Source organism: Edaphobacter sp. 12200R-103 (assembly GCF_010093025.1).
Classification (GTDB): domain Bacteria; phylum Acidobacteriota; class Terriglobia; order Terriglobales; family Acidobacteriaceae; genus Edaphobacter.
This window is the reverse complement of record NZ_CP048114.1, coordinates 3,448,460-3,471,340: the sequence shown is the minus strand read 5'-3', so window position 1 is coordinate 3,471,340 and position 22,881 is coordinate 3,448,460. Positions and strand designations below refer to the sequence as shown.

The window sequence follows — 22,881 nt, the reverse complement described above, 5'->3', positions numbered from 1 at the left end:
CCGCGGCACACTCCCCCACCCACGTTGGATGCAAATGAAGGGCCAGGATGAACTGTTTCCCCCAAGCCTCAATATCCCGCATCGTTACAGAGAGATAGAGCACGCCTCGCAATTTCGTACTCTCACCCCGCTGTGGAAATTGAGTGCACTTGTATGAAGAAATAGCCGGCCATCCGGAAGAAACCAGCCGCAGGCGAATCCGGGAGAGACGTGCTCAGAAATCCAGTCGCAGCCCGATCTGTATCTGCCGCTCCCTGGTATTATTCGCCGCTGAAGCGGTGTAGACCCCAAAGGGTCGAACATTCAATCCCTCTCGTGCGATCGTTTCGGCGTCCTGGTAGATCAGAGGAGTTACCCCGTTGGTCGCAGGCACTCCCACCAGGAAGGCACGCTGCTGAACGCCGGTGTAGCTGACGTGGTTGGCCAGGTTGAACGCCTCTACCGTAGCCCTTACTCGCACATGTTCGCCTGCACGAACCAGCCGCGCGATGCGAAGATCCACGCGGCTGGTATCGGGAAGACGAAGCGTATTTCTCCCCACCGTGGGCAGGTAGACGGCGCCGCCCGATCCGTTAATGCTCTCGCGGCCACCGGTTAGGCGTGTGCCGCCAAAGATCTCGTAGCTATAGGGCCGTCCGCTCGTCTCATAGAAGATTCCCGACAGCGTCCATCCATTCGCTATGCGCGAAAGCCACGCCTCTCGCGTTCGCAGGCGAGGCTCCCACACGGCACTCCCTACGATCTTGTGCGGAAAGTTCAGCCGCGAAAGCCCCTTGTCGTACTGCACCGTGAAGGGATCGAACTGCGAGTTGCTTTGCGGCGATGCTCCGGCGTTCTGCCCCTGGTCGATCGCCTTCGACCACGTCCAGGAGAGATGAAACTCCAGCCCGTGGCGGCCTCTGCGGCGTGCCTCCAGGGTCAGCGCGTTGTAGCTCGCGTTGATTCCGGAGTTCACCACCGTGACCGGGCCATAACGGTCGCTGATGCGTGCCGTGTAGACCGGAACGGCGAACAGCTCGCCGTCCAGAACACCGGGAACGCCTCTTCCTCCCTGCACCATGAAGGTCCTCACCTGGGCGGAGGGCGCAATGTTGCGGTCCACGGCGCCGGCAAGCTGGCGATCAAGATTGAAGAGATACGTTGCGCTGGCAACCAGCCCGTGCCCGACCTGTCGCTCTACCGCAACGCTGCCCTGTTGCACCATGGGCATGCGAAAAGTTTTGTTGAAGATGGTTGCGGATGTGGTTGACGTTATCGCCGCAGACGGCATGGACGTATAGCTGCAGACATATCCAAAACCCTGGTTCGCCACCTGCGGACATGCCGTGATGGTGTTCGGAGTGATGCTGATGTGAGTCGAAGAAACCGTCTGCGCCGTATTGACCAGCGCACTTTGCACCGTCGCTCCCGGCAGGCGTCCGTAGTAGATCCCATAACCCACACGCAGCACGCCGTTGCTTATGCCGAAGGGAGCCCACGATAGCCCCAGGCGTGGGCCGAAGTTGTTCCGGTCCTCGGGGAGGACACTGGTAGAACCCCAGGCCCCGAAGACCGAATCAAGTGCCGCATTCGGATGCTGCGGCAGAGGAAGCAGCTCGTACTCATAGCGCAATCCGGCGCGAACACTCAGCCCGGGACGCACGCGCCAGTTGTCATCGATAAACCCGGCCCACTCCTGCGTGTGAAACGAGAGCTTCTGCTCTCCGAAGCTCTGCGTATACGAACGAAAGCAGAAGTTGTGCACCGTAGCGGAGATCGAAGGGCAGCCACCATTCGGATAAGCATGTACATCGAAGGTGTAATCGGTGATCCAGTCCACCAGCCCCCCCGCATGACCGTTTGTGGTTCCGCTGTCGTAGTGGAAGGTCCCGACCGTGTTGTCCAGGGAACTCACCCTGTCTTTCAGAAGGCTGACGTCCACACCCGCTTGCACAAGGTGATGCCCAAAGGCCCAGCTGACTGTATCGACCATCTGCAGTCGGTCTTCATCGGGATACGCGCGGCGGCCCACGCCTGCGGGAGTCCCGAAGGTAAGTCCCGCAGGCCCGATAGAGATCTGCGGAACATATCCTCCCGGGCCGACAGCGGGCTCCTGCGGAAGCGGCTGCTGTGCCTGCTCGTACTGCAGGTCATGCCCGTAGGCAAAACGAATCTCATGGCTCAGATGCGAGGACAGCGTCCACGTCCAGCGTGCCGCGGCAGTATCCAACCTGACGTAGCCGCTACCCAGGCTGGCTGCGCCACGGTCGACGACAGGCGCTCCGCGCAGCCCTGCAGGCGCGGCCGAGCGCAGGCGGTTGTACTGCACGCTGATGCGGTTGCGTCTGCTCGCCTGCCAGTCCAGCTTGATGAAGTTGATGGTCTGATCGTCCCTGCGATCCACCTTGCCGGTAAGTCCGCTCAGATAGTTGAGAGCCGCATTTCCCTTCGCAGGTGTTACGCCGCGATTTGCCAGCAGCGCGCTCTGCATCGGAGTCAGGCGATAGAACTCCGGGTCGCCCGGCGCTCCAATCGCCGGAAAGCCACGTCTCTGTTGATCGAACGCGTAGAAATAAAACAGCCGTCCGCGAACCAGCGCGCCACCGACGGTTCCGCCGAACTGCTCTCGCAGGTCATGTGGCTTGACCACTTCACTGGTGATGACGCCGTCGCGATAGGCGGTCGCAATGGAAAAGGGATTCGTCGCACCCCATGTGCTCGACCGCGCCGTGTAGAAGCCCGAGCCATGCAGCTCATCCGTCCCGCTCTTTGAGATGGTCGCAATCGACCCTCCCACTCCACGGCCATACAGGGCCGAGTAGTTCTGCGTGTTGACCCGAAACTCCCGCACCGCCTCCTGCGAGAAGGTGTAGGCCGCGCCCCGCCGCCTCCACGACGCTGCTGTCCGCCGTGCGCCGCCGGATTCGACTCCGCTGACCTGCGCATCATCCTTGGCTTCGTCTACCGTGGACATGCCGCGTGGCACACTCTGAAAGCTCTGGTCGTCCGAGAGGCCGTCGATCGTCGTGCTGTTCTGCGTGACGGCGAGCCCGCGAAAGCTGAGAAGCTCTCCGATGCCATCGTCATCCTGGTTTGCCGCGGGCGTCAGCAGAGCGAAGCTCTGCCATCGCCGTCCGTTCACCGGTAGAGTCTGTAGCTCTTCCGTATCGACAACGTGCGTAACCGCCGTTCCGGCAGGACGATCGAGGCTGATGCTCTCCACTTCGTTATCGACGACCGTAACGCTGGTCTCAAGAGCCGCCAGCGTCAGGCGCAGTTGCAAAGTTGAAACTCCACCCACCTCTACCCGCACCTGGCTTACAACCAGCGTGGCAAAGCCGGGCGCACGCACCGTCACCGTATAGAATCCCGCAGGCGCCCGCGAGAAGATGAATGCGCCATGCTGGTCGCTCGTGGTGCGGAAGACAAGGCCGCGCGACCGATCTTCCAGTGACACGCTCGCGTGCACAACGGTTGACTTCGCGGGGTCGACGATTGTGCCCTGAACCACGCCTTCCACCGTCGTCTGGGCATGCATGGAAGAGATGGAGAGGATGAGGATCGTAAGGAAGATCAGGAGAGGCGTTCTGCATCGTGTCGTATCCAGATATAGCAGCCTGGATTTAAATAGTGTGCGACAAACGTGCATTCCTTCTCCAGCGGTGGTCTGTCTCTGCTTCCGCCAATGAGTTTCGGGGGAGACAACCGCAGACTAACCAAAGCACGCTGAAAGGGAAAAGTCCCTAAAGGATGTAGGAGCTGCAACGAAAAAGAGCGGCAGCCGAAGCCACCGCCGAATGAATCCCAAAAGCCGTCATTCTGAGCAACGCGAAGGATGACGAATCGGGTGATTGCACCTTAAGGTACGGTGTTAGAACATCAGCCGGATCGCCAGCTGCACCTGACGCGGGCTATAAGCAAAGTTCGAGTTGGAGTTCTGCGGCGTTCCTGCAGCAGGGTTGTACTGCAGGTTGGTGCCGGAGAAGGTGTACCCGGTGGTGTTCACCTGGGTCACGTTCTGGTGGTTCGCCAGGTTGAAGGCCTCGCCGATCAGCTCGAGGTTGTACTTTTCGGTGAGGGCGAAGTCCTTCTGGGCGCGGAGATCCACAACCATCGTGCGCGGATACTGGCGGCTGTTGCGGCCAAGTTCCGGAATGTAGGTCACGCTGGTTCCGGAGACACCCGATCCGTTAGGACGGTAGCAGCCTACGCCGTTCGAAGCGCAGTTCGCAGCCGAACCGAAGACCTGGTTCGGTGCATTGCCATTGGTATTGAGCGAGTACGGAAAGCCGGACTGCGCCTGGAAGACCGGCTTCAGCGACCAACCGTTGGTCAGGTACTTGTAGAACGTGTTGCGGCTGGTTCCCGGAACATTCACGATCGCCCACCCCACGAAGCGGTTGGGAATATTGAAGTTCGAGTTGCCGTAGTTCACGCGGGCATTCGCATACGGATCCAGCCAGCTGTTCGTCGTCGGGTTGGTCGACTGATTCTGGTTGAAGTCCAGAGCATGCGCCCAGGTGTAGTTCGCGTCGAACGTCACCCGCTTGAAGGTGCGGTTCTGAATCTCGAACGTCAGCGCGTTGTAGCTGGAGTTGATGTTGCTTACCACCTTCGTAGTCGCGCCGAAGTTCGGGTTTACCAGAACGCTCTTCGGTGAACCTGCGGGCGTGGTCTGCTGCGAGTTGGCGTAGACCTTCTCCGTAATGGGGCCGCAGTTCAGTGGACCGCAGGTGCCGTCGCTTCCTGCCACCACGTTGTAGGTCGCGGTGTAGGTTGCGTTCGGATTCAGGTTCGTGTTCAGGAAGTTCGGAAGCTGGCGGCCGAGCGTCCCCACATAACTGACCGACAGGATGTTGGCCTTGCCGAGATCCTGCTGGACCGCAAGGTCAAACTCGTGCGCCGCCGGGCTCTGGAAGTTCTTGTCGAAGTACTGGATATTCGGCGCCGAGCTGGCTCCCGTCGTAGGAGGCGCAGTCAGCACATTGGTGATCGCCGGGCCGGTCGTGTTGTTCAGCGAGTACTGCACCTGGCTCGCCTTCGATCCCGTGTTGTAGTACACGTTCAGCAGAATCGAGTTGGGGATGCGGCCGAAGAAGATGCCGTATCCGCCGCGCACAACGGTCGTGCCGTGGCCAAACGGATCCCAGGCAAAGCCCAGTCGCGGAGCAATATTGTTCTTGTCGCTGAATTTGTTGCCCACCTCGGGGAAGAGCGGGTTGGCCAACGCAGCATACGGCGACGGAATCATCTCGTAGTCATAGCGCACGCCGAGGTTCAGGGTAAGGTTCGGCGTCACCTTCCAGTCGTCCTGCACGAAGAAGGCAAGGTCCGTCGTCGCCAGGTCGAAGGTCGTCGGCCCGAAGCCCTGGTTGTAGGAGTCGTAGCAGGGAAGATTGCCCGCGCCCGTGCGCGCCGTGTCGCAGGTTCCGTTCGAGCCTGCAGGACGCAGAATGTCCGACAGGTAGTTCAGATAGCTCGAATAGCTGATCTGCGCGTTGCCATGGTACAGGTTGTTCTGCAGATCGTAGTTGTGCAGGATATCCGTACCGAAACGGATGGAGTGCTTGCCCGCGATGTAGCTTGCTGTATCGCCGATCTGCCACTTGCGCTCGTCGGGATATGCGAAGCGATAGCCATAGTAGGGCGAGCCCAGCGTGAAGCCATTGCTGCCGCCCAGCGAGACCTCAACCGGAGTACCGCTGCTCGGCGTAAGGTGCCGCTGGGTGTACTGCGTGGGGTTCTGCGCCGTCTCGTAATCCAGCTCGCGGCCATAGCCGAAGCGGATCTGGTTGGACAGACGCGATGTAAACAGGCTGTCCAGTTTGGCCATGCCGTAGTCCAGCTTCACAAAGTCGTTGCCGAAGGCGTCGACCGCGTAGGTGTTGGTCGCCTGCGTCTGCACGCCCGCGGGCGAATCCCAGCGCAGCCGGTGATACAGGAAGCTGACATGATGCTTCTGGTTGATCTGCCAGTCGATCTTGGGCGTGTTGATGACCTGGTTGCCGGTACGTGCCACCGGACCGAGATCGCCCAGCAGGTCCTGCAGGCCTGCGTTATAAGCTGCTGCAGCGGCTGTCGGAGTGGCGAAGCCAAGACGGTTCTGCAGCGTGGCCAGCTGCGACGAGGTGGGAGCCGCGAAGAACAGGTTCGGATTGCCCGCCTTGCCCGTACCGGGGAAGTTTCTCTTGTACTGGTCATAGGCATAAAACCAGAAGAGCTTGTCCTTGACCAGAGGTCCGCCTACGCCGAAGCCCCAGTTCTTGCGCCAGTCCTTCGGCTTGTAGGACTGCGTATAGAAGCTGTTGCTGGTCGCATCGTAGTACGTGTTCGTGGTGTACGGGTTGTAGGCGCCCCAGCTGTTGTCGCGGTCGTAGAAGTAGACCTCGCCATGCAGGTTGTTGGTTCCGCTCTTGGTGACGGTGTTGACCACGCCGCCGACAGCGCGGCCCAGGTCAGCAGCGTAGACGCCGGTGTTTACCTGGAACTCGGCCACGGCAACCTGCGAGGTGGAGTAACCCACGCGCGTGCGGCCACGCTCTTCCGCGTAGAAGCCCTGGTTATCGTCGATGCCGTCGATCTGCACGTTGTTCATCAGCGGGCTCATGGCGCGGAAGCTGATGAGGCCGAATCCGTTGGGCGAGTCCGCCGTGACGCCCGGAGTCAGCAGCGTCAGTGTGCTCCAGCGGCGTCCGTTGATCGGAAGGTTCTCAATCTCCTTGGTGTCCAGATGTCCGCCATACACCGGCGAATCGAAGTTGAGGACGGGAGCGTCGGCCGAAATCTCAACCGTCTGCGCGGTGGAGCCGATCGCCAGGTGCGGGCTGACCGTGGTCACCTGGTTCAGCTGCACCACGATGCCATCCGTCTTCGAGACATTGAAGCCATCGGCCGTGATGGTCACCGCGTAGGTGCCGGGCTGCAGCAGCGCAGCCTTGTAAAAGCCGCTCGCATCCGTAACCAGCGAAATATCCTTGCCGGTGCCGTTGTTGTGCACCTGGACCTGCGCGCCCGAAATGGCGGCGTCCGTCGCATCGGTGACGGTTCCAGAGATGGCGCCGTCGGTCGCCGACTGGGCATGACCCGCCAGCGAGGCTGCGCCCAGCAGCGCTACGACACATGCAAGCCGTTTGAAAGATATATTGATCATGGAAAAAGGTCTCCTGAAAGCTGACCACGCGCGCACCCCCGAAAACAGGTGCGGGATGATAGTGGCCAAAGGGTTTTTGTCGTCGTCGAGAAACAGACCTAGCCCATCGCTCTGCGATGAGGGCCCTTTATCGGAAGGGTACGGCCGGACCATCCATAAAAACGGGCCCGGATCATAATGGCGGGATAACATCCCTGTGCTTCTCTATATTCTGCGTATCTCTATAGAGGTCGGGACTTACCCGGTGCAACCGAACAGTCTGCGTATGGTCCTAGCTTAACCACTCCCTGTAAACTGGATGTGAAAATGTTTATCGACGAGGCAAAAATCCACGTAAAGGCCGGCGACGGCGGAAATGGCTGCATGGCCTTCCGGCGCGAAAAGTTCGTTCCCCGTGGCGGGCCGTCCGGTGGCGACGGCGGCCACGGCGGCGACATCCTGATGACTTCGTCGCTCAGTCACAACACGCTCGTCCACTTTCGCTTCAATCCGGAGCACAAATCCGAACGCGGCGAGCACGGCATGGGCTCCAACATGTCAGGACACTCCGGCGAGCCTCTTCTGCTTCAGGTGCCCGTAGGTACGCTGGTCTACGACGAAGATACCGGCGAGCTGATGCACGACTTCACCCGGACCAACGAGACCATTGTGATCGCTCGCGGCGGTCGCGGCGGTCGCGGCAATCAGCATTTCGCCACCAGCACCCATCAGGCCCCGCGCGAACACGAACTCGGCCGCCCCGGCGAAGAGCGCCATCTCCGGCTGGAGCTTCGTCTCCTTGCCGACGCCGGCCTGGTCGGCTATCCCAACGTCGGCAAATCGACCCTGATCTCGCGGCTCTCCGCGGCCCGGCCCAAGATCGCCAACTACGCCTTTACCACCCTCCAACCCAACCTCGGCGTCGTCAAGGTAGGCGACTGGCCGCATGAGCAGTCCTTCACCATCGCCGATCTTCCCGGCCTGATCGAAGGTGCGCACGAGGGGTCAGGCCTCGGCATTCAGTTCCTCAAGCACATCGAACGCACCAGCGTTATCGTTCACCTCGTCGATATCTCCGACGCCAGCGGGCGCCCCGACCCCGTAGAAGACTTCAAGATCATTACCGCCGAGCTCGAAAGCTTCGACCCCGAACTCCCTAAGCGCCCTACTATCATCGTTGCGTCCAAGGCCGATGTCGCCAATCCCGACAAACTCAAGAAGCTCACCACCTATGCGAAGCGCCGCAAGATGCCCCTCTACCCCATCTCCGGAGTTACCGGTGAAGGACTCGACGCGCTGAAGTACGCCATCGCTGCTGCCGTCCAACAGCATCGTCCCGTAGTGATGGAAGAGGTTCGCGAGGAGTTGCCGGAAAAGATCAAACGCGCCTATCCTCCACCTGCGGCATCTGCGCGGCGCAGTCGGCGGTAGTTGTTTCAGGCAAAGGTCCCCTCCAGGTACTTTTTTCATTGTGGGATAAGAAATACATATTGCATAACTCGCAACATTGCGATAACGTTCTTCGCGTGACCAAAAATATTTTTCAAATCCTTACGGATCTTTAAGGCAATTGTCATAAGACGTGTTTTGGGTTCCGGTCTTTAATCTGGTCACTAGAACGTAAACCGTTTTCCCCATCAGAGCACCTACAACTCAGCGCACGATCAACGGATACACCAGCGTGTATCCCAAGGGACGTTGCTACCGTTTTTCTTCGGAGGCTTTATGCGAAAGTTGCACGGCTGTCTGTTTCTTTTCGTTGTCTCTTTCTTCGGCTCAACCCTGTTCGGTCAAACAGTCGACACCTCCATCCTCGGGTCGGTCACCGACCCTCAGGGCTCGGTGATTCCCGATGCCACGGTCGTCGTTCACGCCGAGGCGACCGGTCAGGAGAAGACCGTTAAAACCACCGGCGACGGGCAGTACCGGGTGCAGTATCTTGTTCCCGGTCTTTACACCGTCACCGTCAACGCGGCCGGCTTTGCGCCTGCCACGCGAAGCGGCATCCAGTTGGCGCTCTCACAACAGATTCACCTCGATGTCGCCATGTCGGTCAGCGGAACCCAGCAGACGGTCGAGGTCAACGCCGCCGTGCCTCTTCTGCAGAGCGAGAACGCCTCGCTGGGTGCGACCGTCGATACCAATCGCACCGTCAATCTCCCGCTGAACGGACGCAAGTTCAACGATCTTGCGGTGCTTACCCCCGGCGTTCGCATCTCCAACCCGGACAACCACTCTTCCTCCACGGCCGGATCAACCATCGCCTCTAACAGCGGACGCGGCGACTGGGGAGCCGTGCAGGTCGACGGTGTCGTCATGACCAACACGCGATCGGCCTACGTCAACAACTATCCTTCCGTCGACGCCATTGAAGAGTTCCGCGTGCAGACCGGCAACTTCTCTGCCGAGTATGGCTTCTCCGCCGGTACCAACATCAACGTGCAGTTGAAGAGCGGAACCAACTCGTTTCACGGCAGCGCCTTTGAATTCATTCGCAACGACGCCGTCGACGCTCGCAACTACTACCGGAAGGCTCCGCTCAAAAAGAACGCCCTCAAGCAGAACCAGTTTGGAGCCACGCTGGGTGGTCCCATCTTCCGCAACAAGACCTTCTTCTTTGCCAGCTACGAAGGCCTTCGCTCCATCGCGGAGATCCCCGCACTCAGCAAGGTGCTTACGCCTGCCGAGCGAAATGGAGACTTCTCGGCCTTCGCTGGCCAGTTGAGAAACCCATATACCGGCGGCACCTACGCAAACAATCAGATCCCGGTGAACCCGGTATCGAAGAACATCATCGACACCTACATGCCGCTGCCGAATGGAAGCTTCGCCGGCGGACAGAACTACTCCGGGGTCAGCATCGGCAATCAGTCCAACAATCAGTACATCGGTCGCGTCGATCACCGGTTCAATGACCACAACTCCATCTTCATCCACTACATCTACAGCCACCGCGACTTCCCGGATACGGACCTGAATCCCAACTTCCGCTATACCGGCACCTACCCCATGCACAACGCGGCGCTGCAATACATCCACGTCTTCTCACCATCGCTGGTGAACGAGGTGCGCGCCGGCGTCAACCTGGAGCACGTCAAGCAGCTCAGCGTGCGCACCGGTACGGACTTTACGATTGAGTCGCTGGGAATCAACGGCTTCCTCGTCGGCGGACCGAATGGAAGGCCTCTAACCCGGAACGAAGAGGGCTTCCCCCTGCTGAGCATCTCGAACTACCTCGGCATGGGCGACTCGCGGGCTGCCTCCAACCTGGACTACAGCCGCACCTTCATGGTGGCTGACAACATCACGTACACGAAGGGCAAGCACACGCTGCTCTTCGGAGCCGACATCCGTAAAGTGGCGGGCAATGCCACCACAAACAATACGCCCTTCGGACAGCAGAGCTTCACCGGAGACCTAACGAACTACGCTCCCGCGGACTTCATGTTGGGCGTACCGCGCACCTCGGTTACGCCCGAAGGCGTGCCCATCACTGCAGCCCGCCAGTGGAGGACCGCCGAGTACTTCCAGGACAACTACCGCGTCAACGACAAGCTGACCCTCAATCTCGGGATCCGCTATGAGATCTACGCTCCTCCGGTCGATCTCAACAACGTCTCGCGCACATTAGACTTCGGTCAGAATCCACCGGTGCTGACGCCTGCGCCCGGACAGCGCCTGAACGATGTCTGGTCCATCACCTACAAGGACATCGCTCCGCGCCTCGGCTTTGCCTACAGCGCGACGCCAACGACGGTGATCCGCGGCGGATACGGCATCACGTACTATGGCGGACAGTTCGACAACATCAACATCATGCAGTTGAACCCGCCGACGGCAGGAAGCCTGACCATCACCAACCCAACCCTGAATCCGGTCGCCACGATCGAGACTCCGGTACCGGCAGCCCTCTATCCCAATCCACCCTTCTTCAACGTAGTGACGATGCCTGCCGATCGGCGCCGCCCCGATGTGATGATCCAGACCTGGAACGCCACCGTCGAACAGCAGTTCGGCAAGGCAGTGCTGACCACGTCCTACGTTGGAACCAAGGGGAGCGATCTGGATACCAGCATTCAATACTTCAACTCGCCGCTGCCCGGTCCGGGAGCCATCCAGGCGCGGCGTCCTTACAACACCTTCGCCCGTATCCGCGCGCTCGACTTCACTGGCGCCTCCAATTACAACGCCCTGCAGGAGCACTTCGAGTGGAGGGTCAACACCCGATCGAACATCACCGTCTCCTATGTCTGGTCGCACATGTTCGACAACCAGGGCAACTCCACCAACACCGGCGGCTGCACCTGCCAGGACGTGCGGAATCCGCATGAGTGGGCCTCGGGAACCGCCGACCAGCGGCATAACCTCGTAGTCGCCTACGTCTATCGCCTGCCCGACTTCGCCAAAAGCAAGCTGGCAGGCCTGGGCGCCAACGGCTGGACCCTCAACGGCCTGATCACCCTCGCCAGCGGAAGCCCCGTCAACGTGACCCAGAGCACCGACTCGCAGAACGTGGACAATCCCTGGCAGCGTCCCACTCTCACGGGCGTCAATCCTTACATCACCAACAAGTCCGCCACCAATGGCTGGTACACCAGAAACGCCTTCGCTCTGAGCGGATTCGCCTTTGGAAACACGCCGCGCAACTACCTCGTTGGGCCGGGAACCAAGACGGTGAACGTCTCGGTCATGAAGAACTTCGCCATGCCGTATGCGGACTCGCACAACCTGCAGGTGCGCTTCGAGGCCTTCAACGCGCTCAACACTCCGCAGTTCTCCAACCCCAACTCCTCCTACTCGCCGACGAACTCCTCCTTCGGACAGATCTCGTCGACGAAGATCAACAACCGCGAGCTGCAGCTTGCCGTGAAGTATCTCTTCTAGGTCGCTGAGAACTCATCACTATGAAAACAAACCGGGGATCCTTGCTCTCCGGCAGCCATCGGGAGGATGGAGCGGAAAGATCCGCTTCATCCTCCCCCTCATTTCCTCTTATCCCGCACCAATCCAAAGTCGTGTCATCCTGAGCGAAGCATGTCGCGGTTTTATCGCGAGATGCAGGGTCGAAGGATCTGCGGTTTGCTCGCTGAGGCAAAGATTATCCACACACCCGGCAACTCTGGCAGAATTCTGTCGGCTGGCCTCTTCTGCGCGGCACTCTTTCAAGGCTTCCCCCACACCTCGACATCTTCCCGCCAACCTGCATCCAAACCATGAGCACGCAAATCCTCGACGGAGAGAACCCGATGAGCGAAACAAAAAAATGCGCCCAGCCAGCCTGTAGCTGTACCGTGCCCAAGGGTGAGGACTACTGCAGCACCTACTGCGAGAGCACAAAGGGAACAACCGAGATCATGTGCAAATGCGGCCATCCCGGCTGCAAGGGCGATGTTGTCTGAGTATGAATGATCGTGCCGGCGCGGACAGCAGGACGGCCGCGCCGGCATCTACTCTGCTCGCAGAACCTCCGATGGATCGACCGAGGCAGCTTTGCGTGCAGGCAGGAGCGCCGCACCCAAAGCCACCGCAGCCACAATGCCCACCGCAAGGGCCAGCACAAAAGGATCGGCAGGCGTCACTCCAAATAACTGGCTTCGCAACAGCCGCGCCAGCGCAATCGCCATCGGAATCCCAACCAGCACACCCACGCCGGCCAGCCTGAGCACATCCCCAAAGACAAGCCTCGAGATGGACCAGCGCGAAGACCCCAGCGCGATGCGAATCCCTATCTCCCGTGTCCTCTGGCCTGTCGTGTAAGCGACCACCCCGTAGACCCCGATGCCTGCAAGCAACGTCGCCAGGGCCCCAAAGGTCAGCGCCAACAGCTCGATCATGCTCTCGTTCCTCATGTCGCGATCGATCTGCATCTCCATCGTCTGCAGATTGTCGATCGCCAGCAGCGGATCGATGCTTCCAATGGATCGCCGCACCGAATCAAACATGGCCGTCGGCGCAACGTGCGTGCGGATGTAGAAGTAGATCGCCCTGCTGGCATCGGCGTCGGAGGCCTGCTCCAGCGGCATGAAGAGAGCGGGCGTGACCGCATCGCGCAGGCCCTCGTGATGAAAGTCGCGCACGACGCCGATGATCTCCGTATCCATCGGTCTGGATGGCCCGCCATCGGCCGCTCTCTGCCCAACAGCCTTGGCGGCGGAGCCGAAGTATCTCTTCGCCAGGGACTCGTTCACGATAGCGACCCGCGGGTGTTCGTTGTTGTCCTGCAGGGTGAAACCTCTTCCGGCAATCAGCGGCACTCCCAGCGCATCGAAGAAGCCGGGACTCACGCCGGTCTTGTCGATGATGATGTCTTCATCCGGCGCAGCCTTGTAAGCAGCGAAGGCCATATTGCCGGTGTGCATCTGGCCGCTCAGCTGCGGACTGTTGGCAGCGCCCACGCCCTCTACCCCGGGCGCTGCTTCCAGGCTGTTCAGAATCTGAAGCCGCAGCTGCGGTATTCTCTCGGGCGTATACCCGGCCAGCCGCGGCGCCAGGCCGAAGCCAACAAGATGGTCCGTCCTGTAACCCACGTCTGCCATGCGAAGCTGATGCAGCGTCTTCACAAACAATCCTGCCGCTACCAGCAGCAACAGGCTCAGGCCAATCTGCGTTCCCACAACGATGCGTCGAAATCCGAGCATCCCTCCGGTCCCCGTGGAAGCCTGGGTCCGCAGCATCTGCGAAAGCTGCGGGCGCAGAAGCTGGATCGCAGGAGCCAGGCTGAACAGAAGACTCACAACGATGGCCGTTGCAAAGTTGAAGACAAGAAGCCGCTGATCGATCGTAGCCGTAAACGCGCTTCCCATCCTTGCTGCAAGCGTGCGAATCGCAGGCGGAGCAAGAAGTATCCCCATCAGCCCGCCACCCGCGCCGATCAGGAGGCCTTCCAGCAGAAGCTGCTGCACGATGCGGCCTGCGCGTGCTCCAAGAGCATAGCGCAGCGAAAACTCCCTCAGCCGAGCGGACGAGCGCACCAGCAACAGGCTCGCCACATTGGTCGCTGCAATCAGCAGCACCAGCAGCGCCATTCCCATCACCACCATCAACGGCGTCTCAAAGCTCTCGCGGTTGTAGGAAAAGCCCCTCTCCCCGGGCTGGACCAGCAGACGGCTGTTCGTCAGGTACTCATCGGTGAATCGCTTCGACGTGGACCCCAGGGTCTTCAACTCATCCGCCCGCAGCGCATGCCATAGAGGAGCACTGATGACCTGCGCCTGCGCAATGCTGACTCCGTCTTTCAGGCGTCCAACGATATTCAACCAGCGGTCCGTGTGATCGCCCAGTCGTTTCCCCTGTCCCGGAATTACCTGGTCGAGCATCGCCATAGGAACAAACAGTGCCGGATTCTCTCCCCACACGGCACTGTGAAATCCGGCCCCGGTTACGCCGATCACCCTGAACGGCTGTCCGTTGAGCGAGATCGTCTGGTTGATCGCAGAAGGATCGGCGTTCATCCGCCTGCGCCAGTAGTCAAAGCTCAACACAACCACTGGCGCCGCGCCTGCGGTTACATCGTCGGACTGGTTGAACACTCTGCCGAGCGCAGGCTGCACTCCAAGCACATCGAAGTAGTTGCCGCTCACAATCTCCGCCTCGGCAAACGCAGAGGTGTTGTTGCGAGTGAGATCGACCATCTGTTTGGTGGTCGCAATCAAGCCATCGAAGGCTGCGTCCTTGTCCCTGAGATCGCGATACATGGGATACGAGAAGTAAGAGGCTACTCCGCCGCCGTGACTGCTGGTATGCCCGCGCCAGGCGTCGCCCGTCCCCTGCAGATACACCAGCCTCTCCGGCTGCCGCACCGGAAGCGCCCGCAGCAGCGCCTGGTCCAGCAATGAGAAGACCGCAGTATTAGCTCCAACCCCCAGAGCCAGCGTCAGCATCGCGGTCAGGGCAAAGACAGGAGAGCGGCGCAGCTGCCGCAGCGCATACCGCAAGTCGCTTAGAATGTTCTGCATCGGAACCCACCTCGCAGACAGAAAAGTGTTTGCCGTTCCGATACAGCACGTAGACGTCCACCCGCTGCCGCATATTTTTCAGCGACTTGGCCGCTCCCGCACGCCGCCGCTCTGTTCATTTCTGTACTCCGTCGTCCGGAAATGAACAGCCCGCAGCGCTACTCCGTCCGCAGCGCCTCCATCGGGTCCACCCGCGATGCTCTTCGTGACGGAATCCAGCAGGCAAGCAGCGAGATCGCTGCCAGCAGCAGCGGAACCACGGTAAACGTCGTCGTATCCCAGGGAGCAATTCCATACAGCAGGCTTCGTGTGAGTTTCGCCGCCGCCAGCGCCAGCGGAACCCCCAGCACCATCGCGATGACGACCAGCCGCAGCCCGCCCCGAACCACCATCGCCTGCACCTGCGAGGCCCTCGCGCCCAATGCCATGCGCACGCCGATCTCTTTCGTCCGCTGGCTCACCGCGTAGCTCATCACTCCATACAGGCCAATGGAGGCCAGCAGAACTCCCGCGATTCCGAAGACCGCAAACAGGCTTCCCACCAGCCGCGGGAGGAACAGCGCATCGTTCATGTGCTCCTCCATGGTCTGCACGTTGAAGACGGCAAGCGATCGATCCGCGGCATGAATCGCCCCCTCCATGCTCTTCGTCAGTGCGGCGGGGTCGCCTTCATATCGCGCAATCACCGTATATCCATCCTGTGACGGATCGCTCGCGATGTTCTGATAGATGGAGCGGTACAGCACTGGCCGCTGCTGCTCTCCAAGCGTGCGCGACTTCGTGTCTCCCACCACACCGACAATCTGGTAAGGCACACCCGCACCGTTTACCGTGTGGCCAACGGGATTCTCTCCCTGAAAGAACCTGCGCACGAACTCCTGGTTCACGACGCCGACCTTCATCGCAGCGGCATTCTCGTTCGCAAGATCACGCCCCGCGATGCGCGGGATCCCCATCGTCTCAAAGTATTCAGGGCCAGCCATGTACAACTCGACGACGTTTTGGCCCTGCGGCTTGGGCCTGCCCGGCACCTCAAACCCATCGCTGCGATGTCCCATCGAAAGCGGAACGCCATCGGTCAGCGTCGCGGAACGAATGCCCGGCAGAGCAGCGATTCGCTCCAACACATCTTTCAACAGCACGATAGAGCGATCTGCCGTGTAGCGATGCAGCTGCGGATCGATCGACATCATGACCAGCCCACGCGACCGAAATCCCACGTCGATCTTCGATGCCTTCTCCAGACTCCGCAGAAACAGCCCGGCGCCACACAGCAGCACCAGCGACAACGTGATCTGCGTGGCCACCAGCACCTCTCGCAGGCTCCACCGGCGGCCAGGCCGCGCCAGGGCATCTTCTCCCTTCAGTGCATTCGGCATCGCAGGACGTGACGCCGCCCACGACGGCACAAACCCGCACAGCACCCCCGCGACGATACTCAGGAGCAGGGAATACAGCAGCACCCGCCAGTCCACGTGCACACTCAGATCCATCGCGACAGGGACCGGCAACCGGAACGACGAGAGCGCATACGTAGCCCACAATGAGAGCAGCACTCCCGCTGTTCCTCCAGCCAGTGCAATCAGCGTGCTTTCCATCAGGATCTGCCGCATCAACCGGCCACGCGTCGAGCCCAGCGCCAGACGAACCGCCATCTCGCGCTGACGCTGCGCCCCCTGCGCAAGCAGCAGATTCGCAACATTCGCGCAGGCAATACAAAGCACCAGGAACGCGATCGCCGACAGTGCCATAAGAAAGAACTGCATGGAGCGCTTATCCCGCGCGGGCAGGTCGCCGACGGACTCCAGCACAAGTCCATTGCCTTTATCCGTCGCCGGATACATCTGCGCCAGCCTACCGGCAATCACGTCCATCTCATGCGCAGCCTGTTCCCGCGTAACGCCGGGCTTCAGCCGCCCCACCGCGCGCAGCCACTGGGTCGTTCGCGAATCTTCCTTGGGAGAGTTCGCTGTCAGCTCGCCGAGATCGCCCAGCGGCACCCAGAACTGCGGATCGAGAATCTGGTCCAGCCCGCGAAATCCCCTCGGCGCCACCCCCACAACCGTATAGACATGCCCTGAAACCTGAATCTGTCTGCCCGCAATCTCCGGATCGCCCCGGAACATCTGCTGCCACAGCCTATAGCCGATCACGATCACCGGCGCCTTCTCTTCCCCTGCGGCGAAGCCGCGCCCGGCGGCCATGCTTACCTGGGCGACGTCGAAGTAGTTTGCGCTCGTCGCCTGTCCCCAGATGCGCTGCGGCTCGGCCCCTCCTCCCATCGAAGCAGGCAGCAGCTCGTCGTAAGCCGCCACATCCGAGAAGGTCTGGCTCATGCTTCGGACGTCACGAATCACCGGCGCAGGAAGATTGTTGCAGCACTGCCCATGATCGAACGTCCGCATGATCGAGAGCAGCGTGCCCGGATCGCCGACCGGGAGCGGCTGGAGAATGAACTTGCTGACAATCGCAAAGACCGTAGCGTTCGCCGCAATGCCAATCCCGATCGAGAGCACCAGCACAAAGAGCAGCCCCGGCATGCGCGATAGACGTCGGAACGTGTACCGCACGTCACTCCACAAACGATCTAGCCACGCCTCCCACCCGGCGTTCCACACCTGCTGCCTTACCGCGATCGCACTTCCCGCCTCCCGCCGCACGGCCCTTGCGGCATCTTCCGGACTCATCCCCCGCCGCACCTTCTCCTCCGTCCATTCGCGGACGTAGGACGCAAGCTCTTCTTCGATCTCCACGTTGCGCGCCCTCTTATCGCGAAGCGCCCTGACGCCCGCCTGCAGACTCCGTATCCATCCCATGGCTATGCCTCCAGGATCTTGTGAATCGCCGCTATCTGCCTGCCCCAGGTCGCCGTCTCCGCCTTGAAGGCCTTGCGCCCCTTTTCGGTAATCGAGTAGTACCGCGCCCGTCGGTTGTTCTCCGTCGCCTTCCACTCGCCCTTCACCCGGCCAGCACGCTCCATGCGGCTCAACGCAGGCAGCAGCGATCCCGGGTTGACCCGGAACGCACCGTCGCTGATCTGCTCAATCCGCATCGCGATCCCGTAGCCGTGCATCGGCATCAGGGTCAGCGTCTTCAGGATCAGCATGTCCAGTGTCCCCTGTACCAGTTCCGTAGATTCCTCGTCCATACACCCGTGCTCCTCTTGATCATCTAGAGGTACAGTAAACTCCTCTAGACAATCAAGGGGAATGTGACGGAATGCCGTTTTTTGAAGGTGTCATCCCGACCGGAGCGTCCATATCTGTCTTTTTTGAAAACGTCATCCGACCGGAAACGCATCAATCCCCTTTTTTGAAGGTGTCATCCCGACCGGAGCGCGCAGCGCGGAGTGGAGGGATCCGCGGTCCCACCCGGAGATGCCATGACTGTTCAATAGAGACGCAGATCTCTCACCGCACCTCGCACAGCCAACAAGGAGAACCTTCCGTCGAACAAACGGCTCCCTCGAATCGGCCTCCATGCAGAGAATGAATCGATGACACCGTCCAGACAACCTATGCAGCCTCCAATGCAGCAAACGAGGTAATAGATCGGGTTACAGCCATGCCACTGCACCGGGATTCCACCGCGCGGCACGTTACCCTGACAGGGAGGCCCTCCCATGATTCGTTTTCGTCTTTTTCTGTTTGCATTGCTTTGCCTTTTTCTGGCACCGTCCCCCGCCCACTCGCAGATCGCCGTCTATGCCGGATACAGCGCCGCCTCCATCAACAACGGTGGAACCGACTGGGCTTATGGCCCGCTCTTTGGCGCGTATAAGCAGACCGGCTACGCTGCCAACATCGTCAGCATCGGGGGCGACCTTCGCGCCTCGTTTCTCTCGCACAATAATTTTCACTACTACACCGGGGCAGCCGGCCCGCGTATTGCCTTCAAGGCCCCCATCCTCCCCTTCCGTCCTTATGTCGAAGGGCTGGTCGGCGTCGGCAACGTGCAAACCGATGGTCACAATTCCAGCAACCACTTCAACTACCAGGTGCTCGGCGGCCTCGACACCACCCTGCTGCCGCGCCTGGACTGGCGTGTGGTCGAGTTCAGCTACAACGCCGTCCCCAGCCAGTCCGTCAACGCAAAGACCCTTACCACCGGCCTGGTCCTCAGGATCTGGTAAGCAATCGCCACGACTGTGATAGCGTTTCCGGCATGCGGATAGCTCTCTTTGGCGGCACCTTCGATCCGCCTCACCGCGGACATCTGGGCGCCGCCATTCTCGCCGCGCAGGCCTTCCATCTCGACAAGGTGCTGTTCGCTCCCGTCGGCGTCCAGCCCCTTAAAGAGGGGCGTTCCACCACGCCCTTCGCACATCGGCTCGCGATGGTGCGGCTCACCTGCGCCGTCGATACGCGCTTTGAGCCCTCCATGATCGACAGCCCCCGCCCCGGCGGAGCCCCCAACTATACTGTCGATACCCTGGCCGCTCTGCGCCAGCAGTTTCCCTCGGCCACGCTCTTCTGCCTGGTCGGCGCCGACAGTTTTCTCTCTCTGCCGCATTGGAAGGAGCCGCACCGTCTGCTCGCTCTGGCCGAATGGATCGTCATCAGTCGCCCTGGCTCGCCCCTCAACGACCTCACCACGCTCAAACTGACCCCGGAAGAACTCCGTCGCGTCCACTGCATCGAGACCATGCAGGACGATGTCTCCGCCACCGGGCTCCGTCGCCGGCTCGCCGCCGGGGAAGACACCTCCGGGCTGCTTCCACCCGCCGTGGCCACCTACATCCGGCGGCACGGACTTTACCGCGCCGCCTCCGGAAGCATCACAGAGTACCCCGCCGAAGCTGCCGGAGAGCGCTGAAGATGCCTGGAGGCTGGCATCCGCGCAGACGACTCGATACCATGGTGTTCAAGGAGCCGCATGCCCTCAATCGAAAGCAATCAGTTACTGTTGGCCGCCGCAGCCGCTGCCGAAGATAAAAAAGCCGAAGACATCCGCATCCTCGCGCTCGACCCTGCCGAGAGCGGGCTTGCCGACTACTTCCTGATCTGCAACGGCACCAACGACCGCCAGAACGTCGCCATCTCCGACGAGATCGAGCTCCGCCTCAAACGCGAATTCGGGACCTACCCCAACTCCGTCGAAGGACGCCGCCAGGCCGAGTGGATCCTGATGGACTACGTCGACTTTATCGTCCACATCTTCTCGCCCGAAAAGCGCGCCTTCTACGGCCTTGAGCGCCTGCGCAAATCCGCCACGACGCTCTCCGTCGAGGAGCTCAACACAGAGATCAAGGCGCAGATCGCCGCCACCCGCAAATCCACCGGAGCAAAGGCTGCGAAAAAAGCGGCCGCAAAGAAGGCAGCGAAGAAGACACCGGCAAAAGCCCCGGCAAAGAAGAGCGCCACCAAAGCCGCTGCAAAGAAGGCCGTTAAAAAAGCGGCAAAGAAGACACCGGCCAAAGCCAAAAAGACCACGCCCTCTCGCTCCAGCCGTTCACGATGAACATCTATCTCGGCGCAATCACGGCCCGCGGCGGACGCTCCAAAGCCTCCGCTGCGGCAACCCTCATCGCCGAATACGTCGACCGCGCCGCCCGCTACGCCCCCGTCGAATCCATCCACTTTCCCGATGAAGACTCCATGTTCGGCTGGCTCGAAAGAGGCAAGGGAAGAACCGACTGCTTCCTCGTCCTGCTGGACTCCTCCGGCCGCGAGTTAACGTCGGAAGAGATTGCCTCCTTCCTGGCCAGGCAGCGTGATACCGGCCAGCAGCGCATTCTGTTGGCGATCGGCCCCGCAAGCGGATGGTCCGAGGCCTCCCGTAAACGAGCCAGCCTCATGCTCTCCTTCGGACGCATCACCCTCCCTCACGAGCTGGCCGCCGTCGTCCTGGCCGAACAAATCTACCGCGCTCTCACCATCACCGCCGGCCACCCGTACCACTGCGACCATTAGCGGGAATTTGTTCCGGGAGAGTGGTATTTCGACCCGGAGACTCAAATGCCCACAGAAAATTAGTGATCCTACTGAAGAAGAAGTGCCATTTCCACCGATTTCTATGCACCTTCGCGTGCGCTGGCATCATCTTCTTTGCAGCACTGAAATGACAGACAAGCTGAATCTCATCCCCATCGGCTATGTGCGTTCCATCCTCAAGGATCGCTCCACCGCTCCCAGGCAGGCGCAGGAGCAGGCGCCTTCAGCCCGGCTGGAGATTCTTGCTGAATTTGCGCAGGCGGCTGAAGCGATCCGGACAGGCGACGATCTCTGGCTTTTCACCTGGCTGCACCAATCCCGACGCTCTACTCTTCAAGTTCATCCGCGATCGGACCTGGGCAATCCACTCACCGGCGTCTTCTCCACGCGCTCGCCGGATCGGCCCAATCCCATCGGGCTGCATCGCGTTCTTGTCACTGCGGTGGGTGCAGGGTGGATTGACGTGAACAATCTTGAGGCTATCGATGGCACCCCGATCCTCGACATCAAGCCAGTTCTTGCCGCCGAACGGTAAGGACTGCTTCTCGGCCGGTTGCCACCCAGGCCACACAAGTGCATCGAAGTGAGCTAAATCACCAGCCCGGCTCGTTCGGCGTGAGCGGCGATCGCCCGGTTGATCTCAAGAGCCAGCTCCAAGGCCACACGACCGTCCTCTCCGCTCACGACCGGGCGGGTACGGTTGCGCACAGCGTCGAGGAAGGAGACGATCTCCAGCCGCAGCGGCTCGCCGGGTTCGATGGGTACCTTGCTGAGCGAAAGCCCCGCGGAAGGATGTCCGCCCGGTTGCGCCAGTAGCTCCGCCATGGCCGCCAGGCGGTGCGGGTCCATTGCGGCAGCAGCGGTCACGTCGATCATCAGCAGGTCCTGCCGCGCGAAGTCGAGCGAGAGGTACTGGTGCGGCTGGAAGAAGCGGAGCTTGCGGACGCGCTCGGTCGAGACGCGGCTGGCCGTGAAGTTGGCCACGCAGCCGGAGTCGAACTCCACCCGGACGTTGGCGATATCGACCTTGGGCGAGAGCACCGGCAGACCGACGGCACGCACCTCGCGCACGGGCGAGCCGACGAGGCTGAGGACGATGTCCAGGTCATGGATCATCAGGTCGAGCACCACGTCCACGTCGAGCGAGCGCGGCGTGAAGACGCTCAGCCGGTGCGACTCGAAGAACATTGGCTTGTTCAAGTGCTTGCGCGCTGCAGTCACCGCTGGATTGAAGCGCTCAAGGTGGCCGACCTGCACAACGCGTTGCCGCTGCACAGCCAGACGGAGAATGCGGTCTGCCTCTTCAAGTGTCGATGCCAGCGGCTTTTCAATCAGGACATCGACGCCAGAGGCTAGCAGCTCTTCGGCGACGACGCGATGATGCACCGTGGGAACGCAGACGGAGGCTGCGTCGATGGAGCCAACGGCGGAAAGGCACTCCGCAATGGAGCGGAACGCGGGCACGCCGGCCTTCGCGGAGGACTCGGAGGCAGCGGCGGCATTGGAATCGACGACCGCGACCAGCTGGACGGGCTCACCGGCCTGCTCCAGCTCTTTGTAGACGCGAAGATGATTGCGGCCGAAGATTCCGGTTCCGACGACCGCGACTCGCAGTGGACGGGAAGCAGCCACTTACTTGATGGGAGCTTCCACCGCTTTGCGGCAGCGAGTGTACAGATCCAGCAGCTGTGCTACCTGATCCTCGGGCTTGGTCGCAGGCGATGCAGCGAAACCGGTCGAGCCGCCGGGCTTACTGGCGAGATTCGCATGCGCGGCGACAAACTTCAGCAGGTCCAGGGCGATGTCTTCGGTGCGGCGCGCGGCGTTTGATGTGGCTTCCATGAAGTGCGATTCCTCTCGTTTCTCTCACCCCGATCTTAATGTC

15 protein-coding genes are annotated in these 22,881 nt (G+C 60.8%); 8 read left to right on the top strand and 7 right to left on the bottom strand.

Features of this window, described 5'->3' with window-relative positions:
- Positions 1–214: 214 nt before the first annotated feature.
- Both GWR55_RS14455 and GWR55_RS14450 read right to left on the bottom strand, forming a co-directional pair.
- The gene (locus GWR55_RS14455) at positions 215–3,628 is read right to left on the bottom strand and encodes a TonB-dependent receptor (protein ID WP_238398434.1); all 3,414 of its coding nucleotides are present in this window, start codon (positions 3,626–3,628) and stop codon (positions 215–217) included.
- A 222-nt stretch (positions 3,629–3,850) separates the two neighbouring features.
- Positions 3,851–7,129 carry a TonB-dependent receptor gene (locus GWR55_RS14450; protein ID WP_162402886.1) on the bottom strand — a complete coding sequence of 1,093 codons (3,279 nt, stop codon included), beginning with the start codon at positions 7,127–7,129 and terminating at the stop codon, positions 3,851–3,853.
- A gap of 306 nt (positions 7,130–7,435) precedes the next feature.
- Between GWR55_RS14450 and obgE the strand changes: the two genes are divergently transcribed.
- The 3 genes from obgE to GWR55_RS14435 all read left to right on the top strand — a co-directional run bounded on the left by obgE (position 7,436) and on the right by GWR55_RS14435 (position 12,507).
- Positions 7,436–8,539, top strand: a complete 1,104-nt coding sequence (obgE, locus tag GWR55_RS14445; RefSeq protein WP_162402885.1) for a GTPase ObgE — start codon at positions 7,436–7,438, stop codon at positions 8,537–8,539.
- A gap of 294 nt (positions 8,540–8,833) precedes the next feature.
- Entirely contained in the window at positions 8,834–11,992 is a 3,159-nt protein-coding gene (locus GWR55_RS14440) for a TonB-dependent receptor (protein ID WP_162402884.1), read from the top strand.
- Between the two features lie 362 nt (positions 11,993–12,354).
- Complete coding sequence (locus GWR55_RS14435; RefSeq protein WP_162402883.1) at positions 12,355–12,507, top strand: hypothetical protein; 153 nt, start codon at positions 12,355–12,357, stop codon at positions 12,505–12,507.
- Between the two features lie 48 nt (positions 12,508–12,555).
- Here GWR55_RS14435 and GWR55_RS14430 read toward each other — a convergent pair whose 3' ends face one another.
- The 3 genes from GWR55_RS14430 to GWR55_RS14420 all read right to left on the bottom strand — a co-directional run bounded on the left by GWR55_RS14430 (position 12,556) and on the right by GWR55_RS14420 (position 18,211).
- A complete protein-coding gene (locus GWR55_RS14430; RefSeq protein ID WP_162402882.1) occupies positions 12,556–15,063 on the bottom strand; it encodes an ABC transporter permease in 2,508 nt (835 codons plus the stop codon).
- A gap of 158 nt (positions 15,064–15,221) precedes the next feature.
- Positions 15,222–17,879 carry an ABC transporter permease gene (locus GWR55_RS14425; protein ID WP_162402881.1) on the bottom strand — a complete coding sequence of 886 codons (2,658 nt, stop codon included), beginning with the start codon at positions 17,877–17,879 and terminating at the stop codon, positions 15,222–15,224.
- 2 nt (positions 17,880–17,881) lie between these two features.
- On the bottom strand, positions 17,882–18,211 hold the full coding sequence (locus GWR55_RS14420) for a PadR family transcriptional regulator (RefSeq protein ID WP_162402880.1): 330 nt from the start codon (positions 18,209–18,211) through the stop codon (positions 17,882–17,884).
- 474 nt (positions 18,212–18,685) lie between these two features.
- Between GWR55_RS14420 and GWR55_RS14415 the strand changes: the two genes are divergently transcribed.
- The 5 genes from GWR55_RS14415 to tsaA all read left to right on the top strand — a co-directional run bounded on the left by GWR55_RS14415 (position 18,686) and on the right by tsaA (position 21,531).
- Entirely contained in the window at positions 18,686–19,195 is a 510-nt protein-coding gene (locus GWR55_RS14415) for a hypothetical protein (protein ID WP_162402879.1), read from the top strand.
- Positions 19,196–19,227: 32 nt separating this feature from the next.
- Complete coding sequence (gene nadD, locus GWR55_RS14410) at positions 19,228–19,878, top strand: nicotinate-nucleotide adenylyltransferase (RefSeq protein WP_162402878.1); 651 nt, start codon at positions 19,228–19,230, stop codon at positions 19,876–19,878.
- Positions 19,879–19,938: 60 nt separating this feature from the next.
- Complete coding sequence (gene rsfS / locus GWR55_RS14405) at positions 19,939–20,523, top strand: ribosome silencing factor (RefSeq protein WP_162402877.1); 585 nt, start codon at positions 19,939–19,941, stop codon at positions 20,521–20,523.
- Positions 20,520–20,975 carry a 23S rRNA (pseudouridine(1915)-N(3))-methyltransferase RlmH gene (locus GWR55_RS14400; RefSeq protein WP_162402876.1) on the top strand — a complete coding sequence of 152 codons (456 nt, stop codon included), beginning with the start codon at positions 20,520–20,522 and terminating at the stop codon, positions 20,973–20,975. Before rsfS ends, GWR55_RS14400 begins: the two co-directional genes overlap by 4 nt.
- A gap of 148 nt (positions 20,976–21,123) precedes the next feature.
- Positions 21,124–21,531 carry a tRNA (N6-threonylcarbamoyladenosine(37)-N6)-methyltransferase TrmO gene (gene tsaA / locus GWR55_RS14395; protein ID WP_162402875.1) on the top strand — a complete coding sequence of 136 codons (408 nt, stop codon included), beginning with the start codon at positions 21,124–21,126 and terminating at the stop codon, positions 21,529–21,531.
- A 53-nt stretch (positions 21,532–21,584) separates the two neighbouring features.
- Here tsaA and GWR55_RS14390 read toward each other — a convergent pair whose 3' ends face one another.
- Both GWR55_RS14390 and GWR55_RS14385 read right to left on the bottom strand, forming a co-directional pair.
- Positions 21,585–22,628, bottom strand: a complete 1,044-nt coding sequence (locus GWR55_RS14390; RefSeq protein WP_162402874.1) for a Gfo/Idh/MocA family protein — start codon at positions 22,626–22,628, stop codon at positions 21,585–21,587.
- Positions 22,629–22,838: a hypothetical protein gene (locus GWR55_RS14385; RefSeq protein ID WP_162402873.1), complete on the bottom strand. Its 210-nt coding sequence runs from the start codon at positions 22,836–22,838 to the stop codon at positions 22,629–22,631.
- Positions 22,839–22,881: the final 43 nt, after the last annotated feature.